The 16,582-nt window shown below is 69.8% G+C and carries 15 protein-coding genes; 4 read left to right on the top strand and 11 right to left on the bottom strand.

The genetic code is table 11. The features are described 5' to 3' along the window. Nucleotides 1-40: 40 nt before the first annotated feature. The 5 genes from trpD to ACFY1P_RS11550 form a co-directional block, all read right to left on the bottom strand. Nucleotides 41-1,105 carry an anthranilate phosphoribosyltransferase gene (gene trpD, locus ACFY1P_RS11570; protein WP_361523333.1) on the bottom strand — a complete coding sequence of 355 codons (1,065 nt, stop codon included), beginning with the start codon at nt 1,103-1,105 and terminating at the stop codon, nt 41-43. 166 nt (nt 1,106-1,271) lie between these two features. Next, nucleotides 1,272-2,921, bottom strand: coding sequence for a cytochrome b N-terminal domain-containing protein (locus tag ACFY1P_RS11565; protein WP_361523336.1), 1,650 nt, complete (start codon nt 2,919-2,921; stop codon nt 1,272-1,274). Then, the gene (locus ACFY1P_RS11560; protein ID WP_361523339.1) at nt 2,918-3,976 is read right to left on the bottom strand and encodes a Rieske 2Fe-2S domain-containing protein; all 1,059 of its coding nucleotides are present in this window, start codon (nt 3,974-3,976) and stop codon (nt 2,918-2,920) included. Before ACFY1P_RS11560 ends, ACFY1P_RS11565 begins: the two co-directional genes overlap by 4 nt. Further along, nucleotides 3,973-4,785: a c-type cytochrome gene (locus ACFY1P_RS11555; protein ID WP_361523341.1), complete on the bottom strand. Its 813-nt coding sequence runs from the start codon at nt 4,783-4,785 to the stop codon at nt 3,973-3,975. Before ACFY1P_RS11555 ends, ACFY1P_RS11560 begins: the two co-directional genes overlap by 4 nt. Before the next feature lie 77 nt (nt 4,786-4,862). Then, nucleotides 4,863-5,483, bottom strand: a complete 621-nt coding sequence (locus ACFY1P_RS11550; RefSeq protein WP_361523343.1) for a heme-copper oxidase subunit III — start codon at nt 5,481-5,483, stop codon at nt 4,863-4,865. 295 nt (nt 5,484-5,778) lie between these two features. On the opposite strand from ACFY1P_RS11550, the gene ACFY1P_RS11545 reads away from it, so the two are divergent. Then, nucleotides 5,779-6,210 carry a hypothetical protein gene (locus tag ACFY1P_RS11545; RefSeq protein ID WP_361523346.1) on the top strand — a complete coding sequence of 144 codons (432 nt, stop codon included), beginning with the start codon at nt 5,779-5,781 and terminating at the stop codon, nt 6,208-6,210. 25 nt (nt 6,211-6,235) lie between these two features. Here ACFY1P_RS11545 and ACFY1P_RS11540 read toward each other — a convergent pair whose 3' ends face one another. The 4 genes from ACFY1P_RS11540 to coxB form a co-directional block, all read right to left on the bottom strand. Continuing rightward, nucleotides 6,236-7,483, bottom strand: coding sequence for an Ig-like domain-containing protein (locus ACFY1P_RS11540; RefSeq protein WP_361523349.1), 1,248 nt, complete (start codon nt 7,481-7,483; stop codon nt 6,236-6,238). A gap of 181 nt (nt 7,484-7,664) precedes the next feature. Further along, nucleotides 7,665-8,063 (bottom strand): cytochrome c oxidase subunit 4, encoded by a 399-nt coding sequence (locus ACFY1P_RS11535; protein ID WP_361523352.1) that lies wholly within the window; start codon nt 8,061-8,063, stop codon nt 7,665-7,667. Continuing rightward, on the bottom strand, nt 8,060-9,793 hold the full coding sequence (gene ctaD, locus ACFY1P_RS11530; RefSeq protein WP_361523354.1) for a cytochrome c oxidase subunit I: 1,734 nt from the start codon (nt 9,791-9,793) through the stop codon (nt 8,060-8,062). The genes ACFY1P_RS11535 and ctaD overlap by 4 nt, the downstream gene beginning before the upstream one ends. Next, complete coding sequence (coxB, locus tag ACFY1P_RS11525; protein ID WP_361523356.1) at nt 9,790-10,761, bottom strand: cytochrome c oxidase subunit II; 972 nt, start codon at nt 10,759-10,761, stop codon at nt 9,790-9,792. The genes ctaD and coxB overlap by 4 nt, the downstream gene beginning before the upstream one ends. Before the next feature lie 314 nt (nt 10,762-11,075). Here coxB and ACFY1P_RS11520 point away from each other — a divergent pair, with 314 nt between their 5' ends. Further along, nucleotides 11,076-12,458, top strand: coding sequence for a cysteine desulfurase/sulfurtransferase TusA family protein (locus ACFY1P_RS11520; RefSeq protein ID WP_390750519.1), 1,383 nt, complete (start codon nt 11,076-11,078; stop codon nt 12,456-12,458). A 278-nt stretch (nt 12,459-12,736) separates the two neighbouring features. Here the strand turns inward: ACFY1P_RS11520 and ACFY1P_RS11515 are convergent, their stop codons facing one another. Further along, a complete protein-coding gene (locus tag ACFY1P_RS11515; protein ID WP_361535445.1) occupies nt 12,737-13,711 on the bottom strand; it encodes a carbohydrate kinase family protein in 975 nt (324 codons plus the stop codon). 188 nt (nt 13,712-13,899) lie between these two features. On the opposite strand from ACFY1P_RS11515, the gene ACFY1P_RS11510 reads away from it, so the two are divergent. Both ACFY1P_RS11510 and ACFY1P_RS11505 read left to right on the top strand, forming a co-directional pair. Further along, the gene (locus tag ACFY1P_RS11510; protein WP_361535448.1) at nt 13,900-14,118 is read left to right on the top strand and encodes a hypothetical protein; all 219 of its coding nucleotides are present in this window, start codon (nt 13,900-13,902) and stop codon (nt 14,116-14,118) included. Between the two features lie 99 nt (nt 14,119-14,217). Then, the gene (locus tag ACFY1P_RS11505) at nt 14,218-15,771 is read left to right on the top strand and encodes a hypothetical protein (protein WP_390750518.1); all 1,554 of its coding nucleotides are present in this window, start codon (nt 14,218-14,220) and stop codon (nt 15,769-15,771) included. Nucleotides 15,772-15,978: 207 nt separating this feature from the next. Here the strand turns inward: ACFY1P_RS11505 and ACFY1P_RS11500 are convergent, their stop codons facing one another. Further along, the gene (locus tag ACFY1P_RS11500; RefSeq protein WP_301887915.1) at nt 15,979-16,335 is read right to left on the bottom strand and encodes an iron-sulfur cluster assembly accessory protein; all 357 of its coding nucleotides are present in this window, start codon (nt 16,333-16,335) and stop codon (nt 15,979-15,981) included. Nucleotides 16,336-16,582: the final 247 nt, after the last annotated feature.

The raw sequence follows: 16,582 nt of genomic DNA, 5'->3' as shown, positions 1-16,582 counted from the left end.
GGTCCGGGGCACGGGATCACCGCACCCCGGACCGGCGGCTCTACGCGTTGCTCGCGGCCACCCAGCGGTCCAGGGCCCGCTTCGCCGCCCCGGAGTCGACCGACTCGGCGGCGCGGGCGATGCCCGCCGCGATCTGCTCGGTGAGCGGCGCGTCCGTCTGCTCCAGCGCCACCAGCGCCGCGGCCGCGTTCAGCAGCACCGCGTCCCGCGCGGGCCCGGTCTCACCGGCCAGCAGACGGCGGGCTACATCGGCGTTGTACGCGGCGTCGGCACCCTTGAGCGCCTCGACCGGGACCAGCGGGATGCCCACGTCCCGCGGGTCGAAGGGCTGCTCCCGCACCTGGCCGTCGCGGACGGTCCACACGCGTGAGGTCGCGGTGGTGGTCAGCTCGTCCAGCCCGTCGTCCCCGCGGAAGACCAGCGCCGAGGAGCCGCGCTCGGCGAGCACCCCGGCGAGGATCGGGGCCATGCGGGCGTCGGCGACACCGGTCGCCTGGGCGCGCACCTGCGCGGGGTTGGTCAGCGGGCCGAGCACGTTGAAGGTGGTGCGGATGCCCAACTCGCGCCGCGCGGGCGCCACATAGCGCAGCGAGGGGTGGAACTTCACCGCGAAGCAGAAGGTGATGCCCGCCTCCTCGGCGACCTCCACCACCCGGCGCGGCGTCAGGTCCAGATTGACGCCCAGCTTCTCCAGGACGTCGGAGGCGCCGCTGGAGGAGGAGGCCGCGCGGTTGCCGTGCTTGACGACCTTGACGCCGGTGCCGGCGACGACGATCGAGGCCATGGTGGAGATGTTGACGGTCTTGGCGCCGTCGCCGCCGGTGCCCACGATGTCCACGCTCGGGCCGGGCACCTCGATGAGGTTGGCGTGCGAGTACATCGCGCGCACCAGGCCGGAGATCTCGGCGACGGTCTCCCCCTTGGCCCGCAACGCGACCGCGAATCCGGCGATCTGGGCGTCGGTGGCCTCCCCGCGCATGATCCGGTCCATGGCCCAGGCGGTGTCGTCCGCGCCGAGGTCCGAACCGCTCAGCAGGGTGTTCAGCAGACCCGGCCAGGAGGGTGCCACCGCGCTGTCGCCGCCCGCCGGGGTCACAACGTTCATGGTCCACGCTCCTGGTGGTCGGTCGGAGAGCCGCGGCCGTCCGGGGCTCTGCCGGTCCAGCCTATCCAGGCCCGGGGAACGGCGAAGAGCCCCGTCCACGCGCTGGACGGGGCTCTTGCTGTGGCGATCAGCGATCACTGACCGGCCGGGGCCGGTGCGAGGCGGATCAGTGGTGGCCGTGGCCGCTGGTGATCTCCTGGAACTCCTCCGCGGTGGCCTTGGGGATCTGCGTCCCCTCGCCGTAGAAGCCCTTGGAGAGCTTCACGCGGAGCTTCTGCGTGGCGCCGGCCTTGCGCTCGACACCGTTCTCGTCGACCTCGGGGGTGAGCTCGAGCGGCTTGGGCTGCTCGTGCGCCGTGAGGGTGTGCAGCTGCTCCTGCGAGAGCGGCTCGTGGATCTCGACGAACTCACCGTGCGGCAGGCGCTTGATGATGCCCGACTCGCGGCCGTGCAGCACCTTGTCCCTGTCGCGCCGCTGGAGGCCCATGCACATCCGGCGGGTGGCGATGAAGGCCAGGACCGGAAGGACGAAGAAGCCGATGCGGACGAACCAGGTGATGGCGTTGATCGAGAGGTGGAAGTGGGTGGCCCACAGGTCGTTTCCACCACCGATGAGCATCACGAAGTACGCGGTGACCCAGGCGACGCCGAACGCGGTGCGCGTCGGGGCGTTGCGCGGACGGTCCAGCAGGTGGTGCTCACGCTTGTCGCCGGTGACCCAGGACTCGATGAACGGGTAGACGGCGATGGCGCCCAGGACCACGGGGAAGACCATCATCGGGATGAACACGCCCAGGACGAGCGTGTGACCCCAGAGGTTGATCTCCCAGCCCGGCATGACACGGATCAGACCCTCGGCGAAGCCCATGTACCAGTCGGGCTGGGCGCCGGTGGACACCTGGTCCGGCCGGTAGGGGCCGATGGCCCAGATCGGGTTGATCGAGGCGAGCGCGGCGATGGCCGCGATCACACCGAAGACCAGGAAGAAGAAGCCTCCGGCCTTGGCCATGTAGACCGGCATCAGCGGCATGCCGACGACGTTCTTGTTCGTCCGGCCGGGGCCGGGGAACTGCGTGTGCTTGTGGTACACGACGAGGATCATGTGGGCCACGACCAGGCCGAGCATGATGCCCGGCAGCAGCAGGACGTGGATCGAGAAGAACCGCGGCACGAAGTCCGAGCCGGGGAACTCGCCACCGAAGAGGAACATCGACATGTACGTGCCGACGATCGGGAAGGAGAGGATCGCGCCTTCCATGAACCGCACACCGGTGCCGGACAGCAGGTCGTCCGGCAGGGAGTAACCGGTGAAGCCGGTGAACATGCCCAGCACGAACAGCAGGAAGCCGAACAGCCAGTTGATCTCACGCGGCTTGCGGAACGCGCCCGTGAAGAAGACGCGCATCATGTGCACGAACATGCCCGCGAGGAAGACCAGCGCGGCCCAGTGGTGGATCTGCCGGACCAGCAGACCGCCACGGACGTCGAAGCTGATGTTCAGCGTGGAGGCGAACGCCTCCGACATGCGCATGCCCTGCATGGGGACGTAGGGACCGTGGTAGACGGTCTCCTCCATGCTCGGGTGGAAGAACAGCGTCAGATACACACCCGTGAGGATGATGATCAGGAAGCTGTAGAGGCAGACCTCGCCCAGCATGAAGGACCAGTGGTCCGGGAAGATCTTGCGCATGTTGGCCTTGGCCAGGCTGTAGATGCCCAGTCGGCCGTCGGCCCAGTCGGCAACCCGCTCGCCGGCGGGCGCCTTGCGCCTGCCCTGCGCGTCGGCGCCGTAGGCATCGGTCGTTGAAGTACTCATCCGCGCTCCCAGAAGGCAGGACCGACGGGCTCGGCGAAGTCGCCCATCGCCTCGAGGTAGCCCTTGTCATTGACCTTGATCCGCAGCTGCGGCAGAGCGTGCCCGGCCGGACCGAAGATCACCCGTCCGCCGTCGGACAGGTCGAAGGTGGACTGGTGGCACGGGCAGAGCACGTGGTGCGTCTGCTGCTCGTAGAGGCTGATCGGGCAGCCGACGTGCGTGCAGATCTTGGAGAAGGCGACGATACCGTCCGCCGACCAGTCCAGTTCCTTCTTGTCCTTGATGTTCTCCGGACGGAGCCGGACGATCATCAGGGCAGCCTTGGCGATCTTCTGCTGGAAGTCGTGGTCCTCCTCCTTCATGCCCTCGGGCATGGCGAAGGTGAGGGACCCGACCTGGATGTCCTCGGGGCGCAGCGGCTGATTCGTGTTCTGGTTGATCAGCATCTTGCCCTCGGACCAGGCGGTCTTGCGGAGCTTGGTGCCCGGCAGCGGACCGAGGTCGCGGAGCAGCACCACACCGGAGAGCGGCACCAGGGCCAGCGCGCCGAACATGGTGTTGCGGATCAGCTTGCGACGGCCGAACGCCGACTCCTCGGCACCGGCCGCGAAGTCCGCCAGGACCTTGGCCTTGACCTCGGGCTCGGCGGCGATCGCGTGCCGCTCGTCGATGACCTCGGCGTCGGACATCAGGGTGCGGGCCCAGTGGACCGCGCCCGCGCCGATGCAGAACAGCGCCACGCCCAGGGTGAGGCCCAGCGCGAAGTTCAGCGCGCTGATGTGGCCGATCGGGAAGACGTAGATGATCTTGTCGACCGGGATGGACACGTACGAGGCGATGAAGCCGACCGTGGCCACCATCGACAGCAGGAACAGGAAGGCGACCGCGCGCTCGGAGCGCTTCGCGGCCCGCTCGTCGATGTCCTGGACGCGATGCTCGTGCGGCGGCAGGCCCGGGTCGGCGAACGGGTCGCCGACCGGCTTGGTCACGGCACTGGTGTGCGTGTCGCCCTGCGCGCTCGGCAGGTTCTCTTCTGGAATGTCTTGGCTACTCATGACTTCTTGGCCTTTGCGGTCCGGGCGGCGACCCAGATGGCGACGGCGATCAGCGCGCCCAGGCCGAAGATCCACGCGAACAGGCCCTCACTGACGGGGCCGAGGCCACCGAGTTCGAGGCCGCCCGGGCTCTCCGACTTGCTGCTGTTGACCGTGTCGAGGTACGCGATGATGTCCTTCTTGTTCTTCTCCGTCATCGTGGTGTCGGGGAAGGAAGGCATGTTCTGCGGGCCGGTCTGCATGGCCTCGTAGATGTGCTTCGGGTTGACGTCCGTCAGGTCCGGAGCGTACTTGCCGTTCGAGAGCGCGCCGCCCTTGCCGGTGAAGTTGTGGCACTGGGCGCAGTTCGTCCGGAAGAGCTCGCCACCCTTGGCGATGTCCGCGCCGTCGGGGCTGTACTGGTCCTTGGACGGGACCGACGGACCGGCACCGAGCGAGGCGATGTAGGCCGCGAGCTGGTCGATCTCGGCCTGCGAGTAGATCGCCTTCTTCCGCGGCGCCTGGGCACCCTGCTGCTGGAGCGGCATGCGGCCGGTGGCGACCTGGAAGTCGACGGCCGCGGCGCCCACGCCGACGAGGCTCGGGCCGTCGGAGGTGCCCTGACCGCCGGTGCCGTGGCAGCTTGCGCAGCCCACGGAATAGAGCTTCTTGCCCTCCTCGATGGCAAGGGACTGGGCGGCGGTGTCATCGGCCTTGGCCGTGTCCGCCGGCGCGAACGCGGCGTACAGCCCCCCAGTTACCGCCAGCGCGAAGAGTAGGACGACGACCGCCGCCAGCGGATGGCGTCGTCGTGCGGAGAGCTTTTTCACGGATTACCCCGGTGTCAGGATCTTCTGCGTCGATGCTGGACTGTTTGGTCCGGTCGGACCGAAACCGAAATCTTCGATTACTTGATCAAGTAGATCGTGGCGAAGAGGCCGATCCAGACCACGTCGACGAAGTGCCAGTAGTAGGACACGACAATGGCCGCCGTCGCCTGGTGGTGAGTGAACCTCTTGGCCGCGTACGTCCTGCCCAGGACCAGCAGGAAGGCGATCAGGCCGCCCGTCACATGCAGTCCGTGGAAGCCGGTCGTCAGATAGAACGCCGAGCCGTACGGGTCGGAGGACAGGGAGAGCCCGTCCTTCTTGACCAGGTCCGTGTACTCGAAGATCTGACCGCCGATGAAGATGGCACCCATCACGAACGTGATCGCGAACCAGGTGCGCAGCTTCTTCACGTCGCCACGCTCGGCAGCGAAGACGCCGAGCTGGCACGTGAGGGAGGAGAGCACCAGGATCGTGGTGTTCGTCGCTGAGAACGGAACGTTCAGCGAGGACGCCATCTCCTTCCAGTGGTCCGTTCCGGTCACCGATCGGAGGGTGAAGTACATCGCGAAGAGGGCCGCGAAGAACATCAGCTCGGAACTCAGCCAGATGATGGTTCCGACGCTGGTGAGGTTCGGCCGGTTGACCGACGGGTGCGCGTGCCCGGTATCTACTGCTGTTGCTGTCGCCACGACCGACATTATGTCGGTCGCTTATCTCGCGCTCACTCCGGGGGGTGCCGTTCGGTGTGTCAAGACCGTATGCGCTGCTCGTACGGCCCAGGCCGGCGATCCCCCAAAGGGGGGAAGCGTGGGTTCCGCCGACCCCTGCGGCCCCGGCGGGCGGCGCTGGTGACGGGCCGTCGGACCGCCTCACGACGCATCCGGGTTTTCCCGCCCCTCCTCGGGCGCGGCGCCCGCGGAGTAGCATCCGCGCATTGGTGCGTTCCGCATCCGAGCCACAGCCGTGCCCTTCGTCCACAAGCCTGGAGGAACGATGCAGCCGACCGCCACGGTGCTGGTCTACAGCGACGACGCGGGCACCCGCGAGCAGGTGCGGCTGGCCGCCGGGCAACGTCCCGCCGCCGATGTGCCACCGGTGCGGTACGTGGAGTGCGCGACGCTCCCCGCGGTCCTGAAGGCCCTGGAGGAGCGCCGGATCGACGTGTGCGTCCTGGACGGTGAGACGGCGCCCGCGGGCGGCATGGGCGTCTGCAGGCAGCTCAAGGACGAGGTGTTCCGCTGCCCGCCGGTGCTGCTGCTCATGGGCCGCCCGCAGGACGCCTGGCTGGCCACCTGGAGCCGTGCCGACGCCGCGGTCACCCACCCGCTGGACCCGGCGGCCTTCGCGGACACCCTGGCCGGGCTGCTGCGCGACGCCGCGCGGCCGCAGCCCGACGGCCCGGGGAAGCACGTGGTGGGCGCCTGAGGGCCGGTCACGGCCCGCGGCGGGGTCAGAGCCGCGGGCGGAGGCGGGCCGCATCGGCGGGGCTGCTCCCGTCGCGCTTCCCGGCCGCGAGGGCGCTGCCCTCGCGCCACTGCTGCCACGACATGTTCCAGTCGCCGAAGCCGTTGTCGAAGGGCGTCATGGTGGCCCCGGCGCTGCCCACGACCTTGACGACGTCGCCCAGGTGGATGGTGTCGAAGAACCACTTGGCGTTCTCGGTGCTCATGCCGGTGCAGCCGTGGCTGACGTTCTCGGCGCCCTGCGACCCCTCCGACCAGGGGGCGGCGTGCACGTACTCGCCGCTCCAGGTGACCCGGGTCGCCCAGTAGACGGGCAGGTCGTAGGAGTCGTCGCTGCCCTCGGCGATGCCGATGCTGGTGCCGCGCATCCGTACGAAGGATTCGCGGCCGAGGACCACCTTGACGCCGTTGCGGGTGGCGTAGCCGGGCTTGCCCGTGGTCACCGGGATGGACCGGATCTCCTGGCCGTTGCGGAGCACGGTCATGCTGTGGCCGGCCGCGTCGGTGATGGCCTCGATCCGGTCGCCGATGGTCAGCTTCACGGGCTTGGAGGACCCTCCGTAGAGCCCGCCGCCCACCTTGATGCCGTCCAGGCCGGAGCGCGCCTGCACGGTGGCGTGGGCGGGCCAGTAGTCCTTGGGGCGGTAGTGCAGGGTGCGGTTGTCCACCCAGTGCCAGGCGCCCTCCACGGAGGGCTCCGAGTCGACCTTGAGGGCCCGCTCGATGGTGGACCGGGCCGCGGGGTCCTGGACGGGGGCGCTGAGTTCCGCGGTGATGGGCTGTCCGACGCCGTAGGTGCCGCTCTGCGGGCCGAAATTCACCCTCAGCAGGCGGTCCGCCGCGCTGGTGTCGAAACCGATCGTCCGGCGCCCTGGAGCGCCGTTCTCGTCCTCGGTGCTCACCCGCACCGTGTAGTGGGCACCGGCCGCCAGGGCGCCGGTGCTGTGCCAGTGGGTGCCGTCGGGGGCGAGTTCGCCCTGCACGTAGCGCCCGGCGGCGTCGGTGGCGGTGACGTCGGTGATCCGGTCGGAGCCGCTCGCCCGCACCTCCAGTGGCTTGCTGGGGTCGGCCTTCTCCCCGTCACCGGCGCTGGCGAGCATGACCTGCCCGGTGGCGTCGTAGGGCTTGTCGGCCAGCGGGTTGGACGAGCCGCCGCACGCGGAGGCCCCCAAGGCCAGGGAGACCATCAGCAGGGCCCCCCGGACCACCGTGCGGCGTCGAGGTGAGTGACTCATGGTCACACCGTAGGAAGGAACGGAGGGCACGGCCTGCGGGGTGACTGCGAACGGGTGCACTTGGCAACGCCGGGCCGCCACTGCTCCGTCCGTGGCACCGCCCTGATGTCCCGGGGAAAAACAGCCGTGCCCCGCACACCTTGCGGTGTGCGGGGCACGGCGTGCGCGCGGTCCGGCGAACCTACTGGTTCGCGTTCTCACCGCGGTAGAACTCGAACACCCAGCCGAAGAGGCCGACCAGGATGACCGGGGCGGAGAAGTACATCAGCCACCAGCCGAAGACGACGCCCATGAAGGCGAGCGCGCCACCGACGGCCAGGGCCAGCGGCTGCCAGCTGTGCGGGGCGAAGAAGCCCAGCTCACCGGCGTCGTCCGCGACATCGGCGTCCACGTTGTCCTGCGCGCCGACGTCCACCCGGCGCGCGGTGAACGCCAGGTAGTAGCCGACCATGATGCACAGGCCGAAGGCCAGGAACAGCGCGGTGGTACCGGCAGGCTCCTTCGACCACACGCCGTAGACGATCGCCATGGCGAGGACGAAGACGGAGAGCCAGATGAACATCCGGCCTTGGACCTTCACTTGCCGGCCTCCTTGCCACCCGCGAGGGCCTTGTCATGCGAACCGGCGAGGTTCTCCTCGAGCTCCAGCGCCGCGATCTCCGGGTGGTGCAGATCGAAGGCCGGGGCCTCGGAGCGGATGCGCGGCAGCGTGAGGAAGTTGTGCCGCGGCGGCGGGCAGGAGGTCGCCCACTCCAGCGAGCGGCCGTAGCCCCACGGGTCGTCGACCTCGACCTTCTTGCCGTACTTGGCGGTCTTCCAGACGTTGTAGAAGAACGGCAGGATCGACAGGCCGAGCAGGAACGAGCTGATCGTCGAGATCGTGTTCAGCGTGGTGAAGCCGTCCGCCGCCAGGTAGTCGGCGTAGCGGCGCGGCATGCCCTCGACACCCAGCCAGTGCTGCACCAGGAACGTGCCGTGGAAGCCCACGAACAGCGTCCAGAAGGTGATCTTGCCCAGGCGCTCGTCCAGCATCTTGCCGGTGAACTTCGGCCACCAGAAGTGGAAGCCGGCGAACATCGCGAAGACGACCGTACCGAAGATCACGTAGTGGAAGTGCGCCACCACGAAGTACGAGTCGGAGACGTGGAAGTCCAGCGGCGGCGAGGCCAGGATGACACCGGTCAGACCGCCGAAGGTGAAGGTGATCAGGAAGCCGATGGCCCACAGCATGGGCGTCTCGAAGGAGAGCGAGCCCTTCCACATGGTGCCGATCCAGTTGAAGAACTTCACACCGGTCGGGACCGCGATCAGGAAGGTCATGAAGGAGAAGAACGGCAGGAGCACGCCGCCCGTCACGTACATGTGGTGCGCCCACACCGTCACCGAGAGACCGGCGATGGCGATCGTGGCGGCGATGAGGCTGCCGTAACCGAACATCGGCTTCCGGCTGAAGACCGGAATGACCTCGGAGATGATGCCGAAGAACGGCAGGGCGATGATGTACACCTCTGGATGGCCGAAGAACCAGAAGAGGTGTTGCCACAGCAGTGAGCCGCCGTTGGCCGCGTTGAAGATCTGCGCACCGAATTTACGGTCCGCCTCCAGGGCGAACAGCGCCGCCGCGAGCACCGGGAAGGCCAGCAGGACCAGGACACCGGTCAGCAGGACGTTCCAGGTGAAGATCGGCATGCGGAACATCGTCATGCCGGGAGCGCGCATGCAGATGATCGTGGTGATGAAGTTGACCGAACCGAGGATCGTGCCGAAGCCGGAGAAGGCCAGACCCATGATCCACATGTCGGCGCCGACGCCCGGCGAGCGGACCGCGTCCGACAGCGGGGAGTAGGCGAACCAGCCGAAGTCGGCCGCACCCTGCGGGGTGAGGAAGCCGGCCACCGCGATCAGCGAGCCGAAGAGGTAGAGCCAGTAGGCGAACATGTTCAGCCGCGGGAACGCCACGTCGGGCGCACCGATCTGGAGCGGCATGATCCAGTTCGCGAAACCGGCGAACAGGGGCGTCGCGAACATCAGCAGCATGATCGTGCCGTGCATCGTGAACGCCTGGTTGAACTGCTCGTTCGACATGATCTGCGTGCCGGGACGGGCGAGCTCGGCGCGCATGAGGAGCGCCATCAGGCCGCCGATGCAGAAGAACGCGAACGACGTGACCAGATACATCGTGCCGATGGTCTTGTGGTCAGTGGTGGTGAGCCACTTGATCACTTGATTACCGGGCTGCTTCTGGCGTACGGGTGGTGCTGCCGAGGCCGTCGCGGCGGCGGCACCCTGGGGTTCGTTGAGGATGCTCACTTGTTCTTGGTCTCCGCGTTCTTCGCGTGATCCGTCTGCGCGATGCCCGCCGGCTGGTAGCCGGTCTGGCCCTTCTTCGCAAGATCCTTCAGATGCTGCTGGTAGCGCTCAGGCGAGACGACCTTGACATTGAAGAGCATGCGGGAGTGGTCCTGGCCGCAGAGCTCGGCACACTTGCCGAAGAAGGTGCCCTCCTTGTTCGGGGTCACCGTGAAGCTGTTGGTGTGCCCCGGGATGACGTCCTGCTTCATCAGGAACGGCACCACCCAGAAGGAGTGGATGACGTCCCGCGAGGTCAGGACGAACTCCACCGTCTCACCCTTGGGCAGCCACAGGGTCGGGCCCGGGTTGCCGTTCTGCGGGTTCCGCTCACCGGGGGTACCGACCTCGTACACACCCTCCGCGCCCTGCGGTGCCTTCTTCAGGAACCGGTCGGGGATCGCGTCCAGCTCCTTGTTGGCACGGAGCGGCTGCGCCGGAGTGGCCGTGTTGCCGTCGACGTTCTCCATGTAGTTGAACGCCCAGCTCCACTGGAAGCCCACCACGTTGATGAGGTGCTTCGGCTTCTCAGGGTTGGTCAGAAGCTTGTTCTCATCGCGCGCGGTGAAGTAGAAGAACACCGACACGATGATGATCGGAACCGCGGTGTACAGCGCCTCGATGGGCATGTTGTACCGGGTTTGCGTGGGGATCTGCACCTTCGTCCGGCTACGCCGGTGGAAGATGACGCTCCAGATGATCAGGCCCCACACCAGGACGCCGACCACGAGGGCGGCGGCCCAAGAGCCCTGCCACAGGGAGAGGATCCTCGGGGCCTCTTCCGTGACGGGAGTGGGCATTCCGAGGCGGGGGAAGTCCTTATATGTGCAACCGGAGGCGGTCGCCAGGACAGCGCCCGCGGCCAGCGCCTGCAGCAGCTTCCGCCGCACCGGGCGCCGCGACGAGCGGTCGGAGCCGTTGGGACTCACGTAGCGCCTTCCCGAGAGTCTCGCCCGTGCGGCCGGCTGCGGCCGTCTCTCTGGTCGGTCGCCGGCCCGCTGCGGGCAGGGGTTTGGATGTTTATGCGGACCAAACCCTACTGGACGCTATTTGGGGTCGCGCGGGGAGGGTGCCCAACGCGCCGGGTCACTCCCCGAAGGGATGGAATCTCGGCGTCCGGAGGCTATCTGGAAGACCGTCAGCAGGGGCGTCCGACACACGGATCCACCGTGTTTCGCCAGGGTGATTCGTGGCTGCGGCAGCGTCGCCGAACGGCCCAGCGGGCAGCGCGTTAGCGTAAGACGTGCCCTACTTCGACGCCGCCTCCGCCGCGCCCCTGCACCCCGTCGCCCGTCAGGCCCTGCTGGCCTCGCTCGACGAGGGGTGGGCCGATCCCGCCCGGCTCTACCGCGAGGGGCGGCGGGCCCGCCTGCTGCTGGACGCCTCGCGCGAGGCCGCCGCGGACGCCGTGGGCTGCCGGCCGGACGAGCTGGTGTTCACCCCTTCGGGTACCCGCGCGCTGCACGACGGCATCGCCGGTGCCCTCGCGGGCCGGCGGCGCGTCGGCCGCCATCTGGTGGTGTCCGCGGTGGAGCACTCCGCCGTCCTCCAGTCGGCCGCGGCGCTCGAAGCGGCCGGCGGCGGCTTCACCGAGGTGCCGGTGGACCGTACGGGCCGGGTGGCACCGGGCGCGTACGCCGCGGCCCTGCGGGCGGACACCGCGCTCGCCGCCCTCCAGTCCGCCAACCACGAGGTGGGCACCGAGCAGCCGGTCGCCGAGGTGGCCGAGGAGTGCCGGGCGGCGGGCGTGCCGTTGCTCGTGGACGCGGCGCAGTCGCTCGGCTGGGGGCGCGTCGGGGGCGGCTGGTCGCTGCTGACGGCCAGCGCGCACAAGTGGGGCGGGCCCTCGGGCGTGGGGCTGCTGGCCGTGCGCAAGGGGGTGCGGTTCGCGGCCCAGGGACCGGCGGACGAGCGGGAGTCGGGGCGCGCCCCCGGCTTCCCCGACCTCCCGGCGATCGTGGCCGCCGCGGCCTCGCTGCGGGCCGTGCAGGCGGAGGCGGCGGCCGAAGGGGCCCGGCTGCGGGCGCTGGTGGACCACGTGCGGACGCGGGTGCCGGAGCTCGTACGGGACGTGGAGGTCGTCGGCGACCCGGAGCGGCGGCTGCCGCACCTGGTCACCTTCTCGTGCCTCTATGTGGACGGCGAGAGCCTGCTGCACGCCCTGGACCGGGCCGGTTTCTCCGTGTCGTCCGGCTCCTCGTGCACGTCCAGCACGCTGACGCCCAGCCATGTGCTGCGGGCGATGGGGGTGCTGTCGGAGGGCAACGTCCGGGTATCGCTGCCGGTGGGCACCGCCGAGGAGGACGTCGAGCGGTTCCTTCAGGTGCTGCCCGGGGTGGTGGCGTCGGTACGGGAGCAGCTGGGCGCCCCGACGGAGGCGGCGGCGCCGGCCGGTGAGACGGCGGAGCTGGTCGTCGACGCGCTCGGCAAGCGGTGCCCGATCCCGGTGATCGAGCTGGCGAAGGCGTTCCCGGGAGTGCCGGTGGGCGGGCTGGTCACGGTGCTGTCCGACGACGAGGCCGCCCGGCTCGACGTGCCGGCGTGGTGCGCCATGCGGGAGCAGGAGTACGTGGGCGAGCGGCCGGTGGAAGGCGGGGTCGCCTACACGGTGCGGCGCCTCACGTGACCGCTGACGGTGCGCCCACCGGGGTGCCGGGCCGCTGACGCGGCGCCCACCGGGGTGCCGCCTCGGCTTGTCGTGCGTCTGCGCCCCGGCGGGGGTTGCTCGCGCAGTTCCCCGCGCCCCTCACGGGGCGCACCTCGTGCGAGACGGCGCCCCACAGGGGCGCGGGGAACTGCGCGACCGGCCGAAGGCGGCCCGCGGCCGCGCACGGGGCAGGCGAGGCAGCCCGGTGGGCGGCGGGGTCCGGGGCGGCAGCCCCGGAGGGTGACCCGGCGTCGGCCCTAGCCCAGGTGGGCCTTCACCTCGGCGGCGGCGTCCTCGCCGTACGCCTTGGTGAAGCGCTCCATGAAGTGGCCGCGGCGGAGCTCGTACTCCTGCGTGCCCAGGGTCTCGATGACGAGCGTGGCCAGCATGCAGCCCAGCTGGGCCGCGCGCTCCAGGGACAGCTCCCAGGTGACGCCCGCGAGGAAGCCCGCGCGGAAGGCGTCGCCGACGCCGGTCGGGTCGACCTTGGCCTCCTCCTGGGCGCAGCCGACCTCGACGGCGGGCTCGCCGACGCGCTCGATGCGCACACCCCGGGCGCCCAGCGTGGTGACGCGGGTGCCGACCTTGGCCAGGATCTCGTCCGCCGACCAGCCGGTCTTGGACTCGATGAGGGCCTTCTCGTACTCATTGGTGAAGAGGTAGGCCGCGCCCTCGACCAGCTGGCGGATGTCGTCGCCCTCGAGCCGGGCAAGCTGCTGGGAGGGGTCGGCGGCGAAGGGGATGCCCCGGGTGCGGCACTCCTGCGTGTGGCGGAGCATCGCCTCGGGGTCGTCCGCGCCGATGAGGACGAGGTCGAGGCCGCCGACGCGGTCGGCGACCGGCTGGAGCTCGATCTGGCGGGCCTCGCTCATCGCGCCGGTGTAGAAGGACGCGATCTGGTTGTGATCGGTGTCCGTCGTGCAGACGAAGCGCGCGGTGTGCAGGACCTCGGAGATGCGGACGGAGGCGGTGTCGACGCCGTGCCGGTCGAGCCAGGCGCGGTACTCGGCGAAGTCCTGGCCGGCCGCGCCGACGAGGACGGGACGCAGGCCGAGCAGGCCCATGCCGAAGCAGATGTTGGGACCGACGCCACCGCGGCGCACGTCCAGTTCGTCGACGAGGAAGGAGAGGGAGACGGTGTGCAGCTGGTCCGCCACGAGCTGATCGGCGAAACGGCCGGGGAAAGTCATCAGGTGGTCGGTGGCGATGGAGCCGGTGACAGCGATACGCACGGCGGGTCTGCTCCTGCGGGGCGAGGTGAACATGGCGGCAAGACTGGACGAACGGGAAAACGGGAAAAGCCACACCACGCTATCGGGTCCCGCCCTCGTCCCAGGGGGGTGAATCAAGCCACCGAAGGGACAAAATTACCTAATAGTAGCCCTTTCTCGGTGTGCTCCATGGTGCGTACGGTGCCGGTATGCCGAACCCTGTGAAGCACGTCACTCCGTCCGAGACCGAGTACGACCCCGAGTCACTGGAGGAGCTGCGCGGGCTGTGCGCCCGGATGGCCCCGCACTGGGCGGCCGCCAAGGCGGCCGCGGCCGTCGCTCCCGTACCGCCGTCCCGGATCCACGGGGTGTCGGTGCCCGTGCGGTCCGCCCGGCTGCTCGACGCCATGTCGGAGTACGGCGACTGAGCCTGGTGGAACCGCTCGCTCCTCCGCTCCGTCCAAGCGGCGTCCCCTTCTCGGGGGACAGGGCAGTACAGACATTGAGCGGAGCGAAGGAGCGATGTGGTGAGCACCGAGGGCGGCACACCGGACAGCAATGCCCCCGCCGATCGCACCCCGGACACCAAAGGGCGGCGGAAGCACCCGCGGCTGGCGGTGGCGTCGGTGGCGGCGGCGGTGCTGCTGGCCGGTGGCGGCGGCGCGTACTGGGCCTCGACCGCGACGGACGGGGACTCCAAGGCGTCCGGCGGTCCGGGCGGTGACGGCCCTCCCCCACCCCTGGTGCTGGACGGCTATCGCACGGGCGGCGGTTCCTCGCAGGGCATCGCGGTGGGCGAGCCGGATCCGAACGGCGTGCGGTACCGCGCGGAGGGGCAACTGCCGGACGGGCCGCGGAAGGCGGCGGTGTATCCGCCCGGCGACCAGGTAGGCAAGGACCGGGTGGCGGCACTGGCCAAGGCCCTGTCGGTGCAGGGCGCGCCCCGGCTCGAAGGGGGCGTGTGGCGGGTGGGCGGCGCGCCCGGTTCCGACGAGCCGACACTCCAGGTGAAGCAACAGGGGCCGGGCGACTGGTCGTTCTCGCGGTACGGCTCGCCGGGCGGCGGCTGCGCGCACCCGCCGGGCGCGGGTCCGCAGCAGAGCGCGGACAAGGGCCTGGACAAGGGTCTCGCCTCGCCCTCCACGAACTGCCCGCAGTCCAGGGGCATCGCGCCCGGTGACGCGCGGGCGGTGACGCAGGAGAAGGCGAAGAACGCCGCCGCGCCCGTGCTGAGGGCCCTCGGCCAGTCGGATGCGAAGCTCGACGCCCACCAGACCTTCGGGGCGGTACGGGCCGTGCGCGCCGACCCGGTGGTCGACGGCACGCCCACGTACGGCAGGCAGACGACGCTGGAGGTCGGCTCGGACGCGCAACTGGTCAAGGGTGCCGGGCAGTTGGAGGCACCGAAGAAGGGCGTCGAGTACCCGCTGATCAACGCGACCGAGGCGCTGAAGGAGCTCAACAAGCACAGCGGCCCGGGGCAGCCGGTGGCCGTCGGCGGCTGCGCGACGGCCGTGCCCGCCACGCCGGACAACCCCACCGCGCCCTGCCCGCCGGCGTCCGCCAAGCCGGGCGGGGAGGCCGCGGTGGTGCGCGGCGCCTCGTTCGCGCTCGCCCAGCTGTATGTGCGGGGGCGGGAGACGCTGGTGCCGTCGTGGGTCTTCCAGGTGCGGATGCCGGGTGTCACGGACGAGGAGGCCACGGTGCCGGTCGTCCAGCCCGCGGTGGACCCGAAGTTCCTCGCGGCGCCGTCCGCCGCGCCCTCGACGCCGTCCGGCCCTCCGGCGACGGGCACGCCCAGGACGACCGCGGTGCGTGTCTACGCGTACGACCAGGACGGCAAGAACCTCGTCCTGCACTTCTGGGGCGGGGTGTGCGACAACTACGCGGTCTCGGCCGAGCAGTCGTCGGACGCGGTGACGGTGAAGGTCACCGGCACGGAGAAGCAGCCCGGCCGGATGTGCGTGATGATGGCGGAGCGCTTCGACCGGACGGTGACGCTGGACAGCCCGCTGGACGGGCGGAAGGTGGTGGACGCGGTCACGGGTGAGCCCGTGCCGGCGTCCGGCCAGGGGAAGTAGTTCACGGGAACGCCGAAGGCGGCGCCCCCTCTTCGGGGGCGCCGCCTTCGCGCGTCGTGCGGGGCCGCGCCGGGGGCGGCCCCGCGTCACCTGAGCGGGCTCGACGAAATCCGGAGCGGTTCGGCAGCGCCCCGAAGGGGCGAGGGGAACCGCGCGATCAGCCAGAACCTACCCGCGGATGAACGCACCGGACTTCCGGCGGAGCGCCTAGCTGAAGGAGTCGCCGCAGGCGCAGGAGCCCGTGGCGTTGGGGTTGTCGATCGTGAAGCCCTGCTTCTCGATGGTGTCGACGAAGTCGATCGAGGCGCCGCCCAGGTACGGGGCGCTCATGCGGTCGGTGACGACCTTGACGCCGTCGAAGTCCTTGACGACGTCGCCGTCGAGCGAGCGCTCGTCGAAGAAGAGCTGGTAGCGCAGACCGGAGCAGCCACCGGGCTGGACGGCCACACGCAGGGCGAGGTCCTCACGGCCTTCCTGCTCCAGCAGGGCCTTGACCTTGGCGGCCGCGGCGTCGGACAGGAGGATGCCGTCGCTCACAGTGGTCTTCTCGTCCTGAACGGACATCTGCTTCACTCCCGGGTTTTGTGCGGACTGCTTGCCCTCGGCTGCAACCGCCGGTCTCCCGGATTCATTCCGGGCCTGGCATGTCACTTCTCGCCTTTCATGCTCGCACACCCCGCGTCCGATCGGGAATGCGTCACATCGACACTATGGACATCGTCAAAGTGACGTGAAGCGACTATGATAGATAGCGTCAAATTGACGACAAGGCCGTTCAGGGCCGTCAGCGGAAACAGAAAGGGTGCGTGTC

This window comes from Streptomyces sp. NPDC001407 (assembly GCF_042895325.1).
Taxonomy (GTDB): domain Bacteria; phylum Actinomycetota; class Actinomycetes; order Streptomycetales; family Streptomycetaceae; genus Streptomyces.
The sequence above is the reverse complement of the archived record's forward strand: the minus strand, read 5'-3'. Positions and strand labels throughout refer to the sequence as shown.